The sequence below is a fragment of the Pantoea sp. NPDC088449 genome, from assembly GCF_044753225.1.
Classification (GTDB): Bacteria; Pseudomonadota; Gammaproteobacteria; order Enterobacterales; family Enterobacteriaceae; genus Pantoea; species Pantoea floridensis.
In genome coordinates, this window is record NZ_JBIVMT010000002.1 from 311,720 (window position 1) to 324,632 (window position 12,913).

General features: G+C 49.5%; 13 protein-coding genes. 3 read left to right on the plus strand and 10 right to left on the minus strand.

Translation table 11 applies throughout. The annotated features are described in order from the left end of the window. Positions 1-89: 89 nt before the first annotated feature. The 5 genes from ACIP6T_RS12720 to ACIP6T_RS12740 all read right to left on the minus strand — a co-directional run bounded on the left by ACIP6T_RS12720 (position 90) and on the right by ACIP6T_RS12740 (position 4,852). Complete coding sequence (locus ACIP6T_RS12720; protein WP_400457493.1) at positions 90-572, minus strand: glutathione peroxidase; 483 nt, start codon at positions 570-572, stop codon at positions 90-92. 244 nt (positions 573-816) lie between these two features. Next, the gene (locus ACIP6T_RS12725) at positions 817-1,524 is read right to left on the minus strand and encodes a GntR family transcriptional regulator (protein WP_400457495.1); all 708 of its coding nucleotides are present in this window, start codon (positions 1,522-1,524) and stop codon (positions 817-819) included. A 136-nt stretch (positions 1,525-1,660) separates the two neighbouring features. Beyond that, on the minus strand, positions 1,661-2,854 hold the full coding sequence (locus tag ACIP6T_RS12730) for an enolase C-terminal domain-like protein (RefSeq protein ID WP_345830496.1): 1,194 nt from the start codon (positions 2,852-2,854) through the stop codon (positions 1,661-1,663). Position 2,855: 1 nt separating this feature from the next. Then, entirely contained in the window at positions 2,856-4,175 is a 1,320-nt protein-coding gene (locus ACIP6T_RS12735) for an MFS transporter (RefSeq protein WP_345830497.1), read from the minus strand. Positions 4,176-4,456: 281 nt separating this feature from the next. Then, positions 4,457-4,852, minus strand: a complete 396-nt coding sequence (locus tag ACIP6T_RS12740) for a RidA family protein (RefSeq protein WP_345830498.1) — start codon at positions 4,850-4,852, stop codon at positions 4,457-4,459. 315 nt (positions 4,853-5,167) lie between these two features. Between ACIP6T_RS12740 and ACIP6T_RS12745 the strand changes: the two genes are divergently transcribed. From ACIP6T_RS12745 to ACIP6T_RS12755, 3 genes are all read left to right on the plus strand, one after another. Further along, on the plus strand, positions 5,168-6,142 hold the full coding sequence (locus ACIP6T_RS12745; RefSeq protein ID WP_345830499.1) for a LysR family transcriptional regulator: 975 nt from the start codon (positions 5,168-5,170) through the stop codon (positions 6,140-6,142). A 121-nt stretch (positions 6,143-6,263) separates the two neighbouring features. Then, the gene (locus ACIP6T_RS12750; protein WP_320204524.1) at positions 6,264-7,559 is read left to right on the plus strand and encodes an MFS transporter; all 1,296 of its coding nucleotides are present in this window, start codon (positions 6,264-6,266) and stop codon (positions 7,557-7,559) included. Between the two features lie 88 nt (positions 7,560-7,647). Next, entirely contained in the window at positions 7,648-8,658 is a 1,011-nt protein-coding gene (locus ACIP6T_RS12755) for a 4-hydroxythreonine-4-phosphate dehydrogenase PdxA (RefSeq protein WP_345830502.1), read from the plus strand. A gap of 50 nt (positions 8,659-8,708) precedes the next feature. Here the strand turns inward: ACIP6T_RS12755 and ACIP6T_RS12760 are convergent, their stop codons facing one another. From ACIP6T_RS12760 to ACIP6T_RS12780, 5 genes are all read right to left on the minus strand, one after another. Next, the gene (locus ACIP6T_RS12760; RefSeq protein WP_400457498.1) at positions 8,709-10,319 is read right to left on the minus strand and encodes a PTS transporter subunit IIC; all 1,611 of its coding nucleotides are present in this window, start codon (positions 10,317-10,319) and stop codon (positions 8,709-8,711) included. 144 nt (positions 10,320-10,463) lie between these two features. Further along, positions 10,464-10,724 (minus strand): HPr family phosphocarrier protein, encoded by a 261-nt coding sequence (locus tag ACIP6T_RS12765; RefSeq protein WP_097098073.1) that lies wholly within the window; start codon positions 10,722-10,724, stop codon positions 10,464-10,466. 26 nt (positions 10,725-10,750) lie between these two features. Continuing rightward, positions 10,751-11,197, minus strand: coding sequence for a PTS sugar transporter subunit IIA (locus ACIP6T_RS12770; protein ID WP_400457501.1), 447 nt, complete (start codon positions 11,195-11,197; stop codon positions 10,751-10,753). 35 nt (positions 11,198-11,232) lie between these two features. Continuing rightward, a complete protein-coding gene (locus tag ACIP6T_RS12775) occupies positions 11,233-11,880 on the minus strand; it encodes an L-fuculose-phosphate aldolase (protein ID WP_097098071.1) in 648 nt (215 codons plus the stop codon). A 254-nt stretch (positions 11,881-12,134) separates the two neighbouring features. Continuing rightward, positions 12,135-12,836: a DeoR family transcriptional regulator gene (locus tag ACIP6T_RS12780; protein ID WP_400457955.1), complete on the minus strand. Its 702-nt coding sequence runs from the start codon at positions 12,834-12,836 to the stop codon at positions 12,135-12,137. Between the last annotated feature and the right edge of the window lie 77 nt (positions 12,837-12,913).

Consider the following 12,913-nt stretch of genomic DNA (forward strand, 5'->3'; position numbering starts at 1 on the left):
GGATTTTAATTGCACAAACTGTGAACAGGGTCACGTGAGCAGGTAACCAGGCTGTATTACTGATGGTGGATTAAATCTAAAAGTAGAAATTAGATTTCCAGTGCAGCAAGGATCGTCGCTTCCATTTTCTCGGGGGGAGTAAATGGCGCAAAACGTTTAAGCGGCTTGCCGTCGCGTCCAATCAGGAATTTAGTGAAGTTCCACATGATTCGCCCACCCAGCACACCGGGCAGTTGGTTTTTCAGATAACGAAATACCGGATGCGTGGCGGTTCCGTTAACTTCCACTTTCTCAAATATCGGGAAGCTCACACCGTAGTTGATGCGACACGTTTGCACGATTTCGTCGGGGCCTCCGGGCTCCTGCTTACCAAATTGGTTGCAGGGGAAACCAAGCACCACCAGACCCTCGACGGCGTACTTCTTGTACAGCGCTTCAAGGCCAGTGTATTGCGGTGTGAAGCCACAATGGCTGGCGGTGTTCACCACCAGAACCAACTTACCGGCGTAGTCGGCCATGGAGACATGTTCGCCATCCAGACGAACGGCGGAAAGCTGATGAAAGGTTGTCATAGTCGAATCCCAAAGCAGAACTAATTTAATGTCGACCTTTATCGCTTAATGCCGTTCACTTAAGCAGAAAAATGCCTCTTTATACCAGTGCGTATGAATGTGCACTCTACGAAAAACCCGCTATATCAACGTAGGATCACCATTCATGGAGACTGATAATAGGCTAAGTCGATAAAAAGTTGCCCGTATTAATCCAGACGCCAGATTCGCCAGAGTTTGCCGGAGCAAATCATGGCGACCTTATTTATTCGCTGGGTATGGCAGGAATTCTGCCCGGATTTTTTTCCTGATATCGACGTTGTAGGCCGCCAAGGTGCCATTCCAGTTTTTCCATGGCTTGTTCGTCTTGCTGTTGATCCAGTAACTCGACAATAGCTTCATGATCATCCTGCGAACTTTGAAACTCTTCCGGGGTTTTAGTGAGATGGTTCAGGAAAGTGCGAATGCGGTTAATGCTGGTTTTGTAAGAGTTAATTAACTCTTTATTACGGCTGGATTCAATCATTGCCATATGGAACGCCGCATCCATTTCACGGTAAGTCTCAGGCGCATTTTGTAAGGCTTCGCGGCCATGTTGCAGATGTACCCTGAGAAGCGTGATCAATGCCTGACGATCGTGGCGTAGTGCAAGCTGTAAAGCGCCAACTTCAAGAATTTGCCGCATTTCACAGGTTTCACGCATTTCCTGTTCGTTAAATTCAAATACAAAGGTTCCACGCTGTGGAATTATTTGCACTAGCCGTTCCATTTCCAGTTTTTGCAGGGCAGCCCGCACCGGCGTACGGCTAACATTAAGCTGAGCAGCGATGTCATTTTCTGAAATTAATGAGCCTGGTTCGATTTGGCAATTAACGATTAAGTCACGAATATGATCGGCCAGAATATTACCCAACGATTGAGGGCGAATTATCTTTTTAGATGACCAGTCAATAATGAGCTTTTCAGAGGACATAAGTGAGCGTAATTCCTTAATGCAACTAACCTTTTATTGCGTAAATAGTTACATGATCTTACCCCGTATGCAAGATGTAGTATACAAGATACACCCCCCAGGAAAGGATGAGGGGGGCGGCGGTTAGACAGGATGATCAGGAGGTGAACAAGTATTGCTGATGCTGTATATGCGCGGGATTCAGGGCCATTCCCATCCCCGGCATTTGAGGGACCTGGATCAGGCCATCCTCAGGTACAACCGGATCGCTAAGGAAATACTGGTGAATATCGTTCCACTTCACCAAGTACTCTTGATAGGGCGTGTGGATAGGCGATTGCGTTGTGGTGAAATGCGCAGTCGCAATGGTGGAGTGACCATGTGGAATAACTTGTAGATCGTACATGGTCGCAGCTGCCGCGATTTTTAAGGTTTCAGACAGGCCGCCGCACCAGTAAATGTCTGGCTGAATCACATCCAGAACATCAGCCTCAAAAAAGCGTTTGAAGCCCCAGCGGGTATATTCATGCTCGGCACCGGCCAGCGGAATCGTCAGCTTATCTTTTAGACGGCGCATACTGCCGATTCTGTCCGGCATAACACACTCTTCCAGCCAACGTGGGCGATATGGCTCAATGGCCTTCGCCAACTCGATGACGTAAGTCACATCCATTGACTGCCAGCAGTCAAACATCAGATCGTAATCGTCGCCCAGCGTCTCACGCAGTGTCTTAACCAGCTCAATATTTTTCTTTAGGCCTTCTCTACCGCTCATTGGGCCGTGGCGGAAAAACCACTTTTGCCCACGATAACCTAACGCTTTGAATTGCAGAGCGCGTTCGCGTACTCGCCCCATGTCCTGTACGGCAAAACCGAGCATTGAAGCATATGCCGGGATCTCCTCGCGAATTGAGCCGCCGAGTAGACGATAAACCGGCTGCTGCATCCACTTGCCGCGAAGATCCCACAGTGCGCAGTCCACCGCGCTAATTGCCAGCATGGCGTCACCCTGGCGACCATGAATCAGTGCCCGATGCATCTGGTCCCACAGGCGTTCACTGTCACGCGGATCCTGACCAAGCAGTAGCGGACGCAATTGGCCATGCACTATCGACGCAACGGCATGGGGTATCGGCCCCGCCAATCCTTCAACGCCTTCGTCAGAGATAATCTCTAAAAACACGGTGGAGATAGCAAAACCGTTTTTAAGCTGTACGCCACCATCATGATTGTCCACGACGCGATATTGGGAATACACATCCGTTGGACGCGCCAGACGTTCTTCCCAAAAGTCCTCCTTGCCAGGTAAAACGCCTTCTACCTGCAGTAATCGGACATCGACAATTTTCATCTTACTGAGCCTCATGTTGTTCATTGCTATTAGGAATTGCTGATGATTGCTGGCGGCGGAAAATGATGCTCAGGGTAATAATGGAGAGCAGGGCCATCGCCGCCAGCCAATAAAATCCGCCGTTATAACTGCCGCTGCGATCGCGAATGATGCCGATAACCCATGGATTAACGACGCTGGCGAGGCTGCCGAGTGCGTTGATCAACGCAATGCTGCCCGCTACAACGGAAACCGGAAGAAATTGTCCGGGCAGTCCCCAGAAGACGGGCATTGCGCCGAAAAAGCCAAATGCTGAGCAGCAGAGGAATAGCATTCTGATCAGCGAGTTATCAAACCAGGCGACGCAGACCAATCCAAGACAAGAGATGATCAGGGCAATGTAATTGGCCAGCAGACGTGAACCAGGACGGTCGGCAACGCGCCCTAAAACCAGCATGCCGATCAGGCCAAAAATATAGGGAATGATGGTGACAAAACCGGTTTGTATGTGGCTCAACCCCGTTTCGCTAATGATTAACGGCAGAAAGGTACTTACTGCGCCGTTAAGGTTCGCCAGACCGTAGTAGGTGAGGCTGAATAACAGCACCAGCGGGCTGAAAAGCGCCTTGAGCAATCCACCGTGTCCGCGTGAAGGCAGTTTCTTTTGTTCTGCCGCTAACGTTGTCATTAGCCAACGTTGCTCGTCGGGTGCCAGGAATCTGGCATCTTTGGGTTTATCAGGTAGTGCAAAAGGGACGATCATTCCCAACAAAATGGCCGGAATGGCTTCGATCAGGAACATCACCTGCCAACCGCTTAGTCCCATCCACCCGTGTAATTCCAGTAACAGGCTGGAAACCGGTGTCCCGATAATCAGCGCAATTGGAATACCCGTCATGAAAGAGGCGATAATGCGTCCGCGCCAGGCTGCCGGGAACCACAGCGTGAGATAAAACACGATACCCGGAAAGAAACCTGCTTCGGCTGCGCCAAGTAGCGCACGCATCACATACAGGCTATTTTCGTTCCATACGAATATATGCGCGCCGGAAATGATCCCCCACGTCACCATTATTCGGGCTATCCACCAGCGGGCTCCGACTTTCTCTAGCATCAGGTTCGAGGGCAGTTCAAGCAGGGCGTAAGGGACAAAAAACAACCCTGCCGCCAGCCCAAAACTTGCAGCGCTTAAGCCGATATCCGCATTCATGGTTAATGCAGCAACCCCTATATTCGCCCGGTCAACGACGGCAATGACGTAACAAGCAATCAGCAGCGGTATCAACCGCCAGGAAAGCTTGCGTATAACCCTTTTTTCGAGATCTGAGTCTGTGGTTTGCATGATTTTTCCTGAACATGAGAGCGAGGGTATTCAAGTACCTTGTATACAAGCTAAGTTGTATTCATCTACCGACTTGAGTTCAATCTCCTCAATGTGGAAATGAGATGTGAAACGTTTCAGCGCGCAAACTGAGAATGAATCTTTAGTGAAAGTTATTGACGGTAGGTGCAGAAATTGTCGACCGAGATGGAGAGTTTAGGAAAAGCCGAAACTAACGGATAAGGGGAGTTATGACGCTATTCATCCTTGAATAGATTGATATTAAAGCAGCGGTTATTTTTTTACGGACGTCGTATGGCAATACACTTTATTTCAACCAGCAGCCCGGGATGCGCCAAACTTGCTACGCCAATACAAGTCCACGCGCTCCGACCGCGCGGAAAGATCTTGTCCTTCACATGGCGAAAAACCGCCATATGCTTGGCCATATCAATATGATAAGTGGTCATTTCAACCACATCATCAAAATCACAACCCGCTTCGTTCAACACTAATTCCAGATTGCGCCAGCAGGCAATAAACTGCTGTTCCGGATCGGTGATAATCTCAAGCTCGGGGGTGCGGCCAACCTGTCCGGCACAATAAAGTGTGTTACCCACCAGTACGCCAGGGACATAGCCTGTGCGCGCTGAGAGAGCTTGCATTGCAGCGGGGATAATGAATTTTCTGTCGCTCATAATATTTTTAATCCATTGAAATTAATAAAAAAGTTTTTTTAGTGGCTCGCGATTATGTGAACCTGTCACATTCATTGACTTTAACAGGGGAATGTTTCCGCTTATCAGCGTTCGCTATGTTAAAAATTAACATTTTTCCGATTATATGGCATCCAAATCACATTTATTAACATGCGCCGGCCGTCACTTTTCGCGTCAGTGTTAAAGTCACGAGCTGGCGTCAGCAACATGAGCATGCCGCCAGAACAACGACCGCGCACGAAGTCGGCGCCGGCATAACCTTCCTTTCAGACATTGACTATCAGGGCTAAGACTATGGGCAAAAATCTGGCTTCGCATGCGTCCGAAGAGCGTAACGCCTATCGGATAGCCCCAGGCATACGCTTTGATTTGGTGACGTTAAGAGTGTTTGTTGCCACGGCGGAGCTCGGCGGTATCACACACGCCGCCGCACAGCTGCATCTGGTGCCTGCCGCCGCCTCGCGACGCATTCGCGAGCTGGAAGAGCAACTCGGTATGCCGCTGTTTGTCCGCTTGCCGCATGGCATGGCGTTGAACGATGCAGGACGCGCGATTTTAGCGCATGCACGCTCTATTTTGCACGCCGCCGAACGGATGCAGGATGACATGCAAGCCTTTCTGCAAGGCAATCGCGGTGTGGTGCGCATTGCTGCCTGCACCTCGGCAGTATTGCAATTTCTCACCGACGATCTGCGCAGAAGCCATCAGCTCTATCCCAATATTCATATTGATCTGCATGAGATGAATAGTGAAAGCGTGATTCAGGCAGTGCAGCGGGGCGTGGCGGATATTGGCATCTATGAGCAGTCCGTCAGCCATGCTTCGCTGCCGCTGATCCCGTATCGCCACGATCGTCTTTGCGTCGTCACGCCAATTGACCATCCGCTGGCCGAGTGGGTTGCCAGCAAACAGTTGTTAACGGCGAACGAACTGTTGCAGCATGATCTGATTGGGCTGACCGAAGGCGCTTCCATCTCGATTATGCTTACCCAATTGGCGCGCCGGCTGGATAAGCCGCTGAAGATGCGCATTCGCGTTGGCAGCTTCGATAGCATGGCAGCGATGATTTCCTGCGGGATTGGCATTGGACTCATGCCTGAAAGCGTGGCTCGTCAAATTATCTCCACTTCTGAATTTGCGCATTTATCGCTGCACGATCCACTGGCTGAGCGTCAGTTTGTGTTGTGCCATCAGGCGCATGAAGCTCTGTCAATGGCGACGGAGAGTATTCTTACGCTACTGAGTCACGTCAGCGAAGCCACGCATTGACATATTGTTAACGCTGTATATCCAAATTGTTAATAGCTTCCGCGTAATTGATTGCAGCATAGTTGACAGGGCGACATACCCTACAACGACTGCCCCAATTACATAAAAGCAGGAGGCAATTTTGAAAACTCAGTCCCACATCAGCAGAAATATGCTGATTATCTTCTGTGCCATGTCATTTATCCTTTATCTGGATCGCGTTAACCTGGCCGCCGCTGCAGGACCGCTTAAAGCGGAACTGGGGCTAACGAACACTGAACTCGGTATCGCTTTTTCAGCATTTGGCTACACCTACGCTATTTTTCAACTGGTCGGTGGCTGGGTGGCGGATCGCTTCGGCGCACGTCGCACCATTATCGTCTGCGGTATCATCTGGGCCGTAGCGACCGTATGCACCGGCCTGATCGGTGGGCTGGTTTCATTGTGCTTAGCACGCCTTTTGCTGGGTATTGGCGAGGGTGCTGCGCTTCCGGCGCAGGCAAGAGCGATTACCAACTGGGTACCAAAACCTAAACGAGGTATGGCTCAAGGGCTGACTCACTCGTTCTCGCGCCTTGGTAACGCTGTAGCGCCTCCGCTGGTGGCCATTTTGATTGCATGGCATTCATGGCGCGCGGCTTTCATCGCTGTGGGCATTCTGTCAGCGTTGTGGCTGGTGGTGTGGCTGGTCTACTTCAAAGAGACACCCGAAGAGCACCCCGGTGTTTCAGACGCGGAATTAGCCTTGCTGCCGCGCCGGGAAAACGTTCAGGAGGGAGGTGACTCGCTGCCACACTCATGGTGGACCATCCTGCGTCGCATGCGCGCGACGATCGCGGTTTACTTCTGCATGGTTTGGTCTAATACGCTGTTTTTCAGCTGGATGCCGATCTTCTTTATGCAGTCGCTAAATCTCGATATCAAAAGCTCAGCGCTCTATTCATCCGGGGTGTTCTTTGCCGGTGTGCTGGGCGATTTAACCGGCGGCGTGATCAGCGACTTCATCTTGAAGCGCACCGGTCGTCTGGCGCTGGCCCGTCAGGGCGTGATCACCATCAGTTTACTGGGCGGGCTCATTTTCTTTATCCCGGTGCTGATCAGTCATAACGTCATCACCATCGCGCTGTGCCTGAGTGCTGCATTTTTCTTCCTGGAGTTAACCATTGGGCCGATATGGGCCGTTCCGATGGACGTTGCGCCAAAAACGGCAGGAACTGCCAGTGGCATGCTCAACTTCGGTGCCGCAATGGCGACCATTATTTCCCCGATTATTTTCGGTCTGATGATCGATATGACCGGAAGCTGGACGCTGCCTTTTGCGGGTGCGATTGGCTTCCTGATCCTTGGCATTATTTTTACCCAATGGATCCGTCCGGACATCTCGGTTGAGGACATCTCACAACATAAACCCGCAGAGACACAATCGCTGCTGGGCTAACTTTTAGCGCTTATTCCGTCATTCCCTATGCCACATTCTTCGGCAGAGGCTTGCCTCTGCCCGTTATAAAATTGAGGAGCAATTTGCCATGACAAATGAAACTTTGCGTCAAACCTTCGCCGAAACCGATAAACCCCATATTGTGCTCGCTGTAGGCGATGCCGCGGGCATTGGTCCCGAGGTTATTGTCACACTGCTAGCGGATCCGCAAACGGCACGCAAAGCGAATGTAACGTTGATCGCGAATATGCCCGCGCTTGAAGCGGCGGCTCGCAGTAAAGGCGTTGCATTACCCACCGCCACTGATTGGCTATCAATTCCGCAGTGGCCAGGCTTACACCGCCACATTGCGCCAGCGCAAGTGAGTGAAGATAACGGCGTATTTATCCTCGAATCGCTGAAAATAGGCGTTGAGATGGTTGCATCTGGGCAGTCCGATGCACTGTGCTTTGGTCCTCTGAACAAAGGCGCCATGCGCCTGGGCGGAATGCAGCAAGAGGATGAAATGCGTTGGCTGGCAAATGAGCTCAATTACCAAGGCGTTTGCGGTGAATTCAACGTTCTGGATAAGCTCTGGACCGCGCGCGTCACCTCACATATCCCGTTGTCGGCGGTTTCGAGCCAGCTAACTGCAGAAAAAGTTGCCAGAGCAATTGGCATGCTGACGCAGGCGCTAAAAGACGCTGGTGTCGCGCAGCCAAAAATCGGGGTCTGTGGCTTAAATCCCCATAATGGTGATAACGGCAATTACGGTGATGAAGAGGGCAGAATCATCACGCCAGGCATTGAACTGGCTGCATCTCAGGGCTATCCCGCCGAAGGTCCATTCCCGGCAGACACGATTTTCCTGCGCGCCAGAGACGGTCAGTTTGATGGAATTGTTTCGATGTATCACGACCAGGGACAAATCGCCACCAAGATGATGGGCTTTGATATTGGCGTTACCGTACAGGGCGGGTTGCCGATTCCAGTGACCACGCCAGCACACGGCACAGCCTATGAAATTGTCGGCAAAGGCGTGGCAAAAACCACGGCGATGGCCAATGCCTTTGACCTCGCGTGCCGCATGGGAATCAGTCATCGGCAGAAGCGCGCCTGATTTTACTGACCAGCCAGGTGCGCACTCTTGCACACCTGGCATCATGACGATTAATGGAACAGGCTAAAGAACTTCCAGAGCAAGAACGAAAGAACATGCGATCCCTGATCCAGCGACGAAATCTCGCTGGCGCCGGGTGGAATATTAAAGCCGATATTATGTGCTACCTGAGTAATTAACGGTGCCATGGCTGTACCAATCCAAAGAATGCAGCAGACCACCACAATGGATGAGAGCAGCGAGCGGAACAAATTGCCGGCACAGGGAATAATTACCCAAGTGAGGAAGATCGGGATAACGGGTAAATCAGCGAAGGGCAGAATCTTATTGCCAGGCAGTATTGCAGCAATAAACAGCGTTAACGGCACCATTAAAATACCCACGGAAAGTATTTTGGGATGGCCCAGCGCAATTGCGCCGTCGAGTCCAATATAGACTTTTCGTCCCGGGAACTTCTTCGACATATAGCTCTGAGCACCAATCGAAATAGCCGATAAGCCTTCCATGAGTTTTCGCGTCATCATCGGCAAAAGAATCATCACGGCTGCCAGCTGAGTCATCAGAATTAAGGTGCCTTTGATGTCATAGCCGGCTAATAAGCCAATGCCTAATCCGATCAGTAAGCCAAGAATTCCGGGGTCGCCAATGATTTTATAGAGCACACCAATCCTATTATCATTCGTGCTCCGGGATGTGTCATCCGGCTGATGCGCGTGAAAGACGGTTTCCATAATCTGGTCGTAAATTTCGTTGCCTGCAGCGCCGGCGAGAATTTTCACGCCCAAAAACGACGGACAATCCAGATGCGTTCCCGGTGGTAAAGCGGCTGAGTGGATCACAAAGTCGGGCTTAACTGATTGAGCGTACTGTTCGACTTCCGCCAGCTTGCATTGCGAAATCTCAAGCTGAATATTCAGGTCATCAAAGTGCTTTTGTACCTTTTTAATGATCATTGAAGATGTGGCGACCCCGGAAGGGCAGCATACCAAACATTTAGCTGTCGTTTGATGCAGAGCCACGTCAGCAGAATCGCTGCTCCGTTCGCCAATGTTATTAATGCCCGGAATGATGCTCCACAGCTTATTCAAACCGTAACCCACAGGCAGCCAGTTGATGGTTTCCAGATGGGCGAAAGTGACGCCTGGCATCTGGAAATACTTCTCGACAATCGGTGCACCCCAGTCCGCTAATTTCAGCACGACGATAATACTGATGGCTATAGCCAATATGCTTAAGAAGATTGAACCGGTTGAGTAATACACCAGCGCGCCGGTGAAGATGAAGTGCCAGTAATTCCACAAATCAACGTTCAGCACGTTGGTCCAGTTACGCCAAAGCATGATGCCATTAATCAAAAAGTGCAGTACAAATACCCAAAGTACCAGCGGTGTGGCATAAGAAATCGCCGCGCCGACCGACCATCCGGTATCCAACACGGTTAAATGGATATCAAAACGTTCGGTCATCAATTTGGTCGCCGCACCCAGATTGGTCACCATAAAACCAATCATCAGATTGATACCAATAAAACCCACTGAGATGGCAATGGCGCTTTTGATGGCATCCAGCAATTTTACCCGAAAAAATAATGCCACAAACAAGATTAATATCGGCACAACGATGGTTGCGCCATAAGAGAGAAAGTTATCAATGTAACGCATTATAAGAGCAACCATATTGCAACCTCTATTATTATAAAGCGTGAAGGTTAATCGTGCAGGTGCGCATAACTACGCACCCTAAGATATGCCTGGCTTATTGTTAAGCCGCTAATTATGACGACCGAAGACCCTGGTGTTGACGACTCAATCTTCTAATGAAGAAATAAAGGTGCTCAGTGCGCTAAGTGCCGCCTCTTCATCAGGGCCCTCAGCGCTAATAGATATTTTATCCTGATAAGAAATCCCTACCTGCAGGAGTTTCATTAAGCTTTTTCCATTGGCAATTTTATCGCCTTTTTTTACCAGGATTTCTGACTGGAAACGTTTTGCTTCTTTGACAAAACTCGCGCCGGGTCGGGTATGCAGTCCTGTCGGGTTCGTGATCACGATTTCAATTGATTTCATCGCTCTCTCCTTTAGCCACGTTATTATCAGGAAAGTAGGTCACGTACCTGTTCCCCATCTCTAGCATGCTTCAATTGTTCAATAAGGTGGTCATCATCCAGCAGCGTCATAATTTCCACGAGGATGCCTTCATTGAGTTCTTCGGTATTTTTAGCTGCCATGGTGAAAAGGATGCTGACCGGGTCGTGATCCTCATGACCAAAGACAACCGGTTCTTTGAGAATAACCAGGCTACAGCCGGTTTTGATCGCACCTGCCTCAGGTCTGGCGTGTGGCATAGCAATACCGGGTAGAATTACAAAGTAAGGGCCATGCTCTGCCACGCTATTTAAAATGCCCTGATAATAATCTGCGGTGATGTAACCTTGCTCTTCGAGTAATGCGCAACCGACCTGAACTGCGTCTTGCCAATCAGTAGCGACATGTTGTGTAACGAATAAATTATCCGCGACAATTTTGGCAGCTAATTTCATCATTCATCCTAATATTAAGTTGGATTGAAAAAGAGTTAATGCGTATCGCTTAATCCATAGCCGTGGAATTTGATCAACACCTCGTCAATCTGTGCATCGGACAATATTGGCGCGGGATCCATAATGGGTAAAATAGTCAAATACAGTTTTGCCAATACTTCGACTTCCTGTGCCAGCCACAGCGCTTTTTCCAGCGTCTTCGCCGTGGTGATCATACCGTGATGCTGTAATAGCGTGGCTTTATAACCCTGTAAGGCGTTAACCGCATATTCCGATAATTGCTGGGTACCATAGGTGGCATAAGGCGCACAGGGAATGACATTGCCGCCGGCGGCGGCCACCATGTAGTGAATGGCGGGGATTTCTTTATTCATCACGGCAACCGCCGTGGCAGAAATGGCGTGGTTATGCAGCACGACATTTTCTTCCGGTTTTGACTTGAGGATATCCAGGTGAAATCGCCACTCGGAAGAGGGATTTTTACCCGGTTCTGCCGCGCCGTTCATATCGACATAAACGATATCGTCCGGGCGCAGATCTTCATATGGCACGCTGGTCGGGGTAATCAGCATACCATTTTCAAAACGCACGCTGATATTCCCAGAGGTTCCCTGATTCAGGCCCATAGCACTCATCTTTAGACAGGTATTAATAATGTCCTGACTTATCTGTGCTCTGCTCATTTTCTTCTCCTTAGGTAAATTTCCTCATTTTTATAAATGTCAGCATTGAGCACCAACACAGGATTGAAATCAGCTTGTGATGGCAATCATATATTCGGCGTACAATGCGCGAATTTTTCTGGGCGCGCTCACATTTCTCTTTGCCCTTTTGATAAATTTCTTAATCAAACGGGCATTTATGAAGGTAGAAGTACTGCATATAAAAAGTAAAATAATGGGGAGGGGATTAGGTGGGCGTTAGCGTTATACCGGGGTTAACTGTAAAAAACGGATGTGACCTGGCTGAGGTTGAAGAGATTCAACTCACCACGCGAACCTATTTTGCTCTTATCGATGAGCAAAATCTTATTGCTAGCCAGGTTGAAAGCGAATTTTTTAAACTTAGCGTTGCCATTATTGGTATCCCAGATGTTTCCCATCTTATCAATGCTGTCGCAGGAAAAAATAAACAGATCGATTTTCTTCGATTTAATCGCGGGCAGGGCATCGCTGCTCATAAAAAAGCTCGAATACTTCCTGATCAACGTTCCGCCCGTTGAGATAATGGTAACATGGTCTTTCTTTTCGAGTTCGCAACAAATTCTAAAACTATTTGTAATGACGGTAAGCGGAATATTGGGGAGCTGCTTAGATAAATACCAACAGGTGCTGCTGGCATCCAGTGCAATACACATGTTGGGCTTAATTTGCGATAGCACTTGTGAAACCACGTCTTTCTTATTTCGGGCGTGACGGCGGAAACGATCAACGAAGGAGAGTCCGTTATCACTGTTATCATCCGCTAAGGCTTTAATCTTGCCATGCTGACGAATGATTTTGCCCTGCTGGTGCAGTTCACGAATATCGCGTCGTACCGTTTCGATGCTAACGTCTAGCATCGCGGCTAAGTCGTTGGTGGCCAATGCGTGCTGGCCAGCGATAATATCCAGAATTGCGCACTGCCGCTGCTGTTTCATCACCGTCTGTACCTAAAAAAACAGAGACAGAACTATACCTGAAGTTGGGCGGCTATATACATGCTAATGCTGGGGTA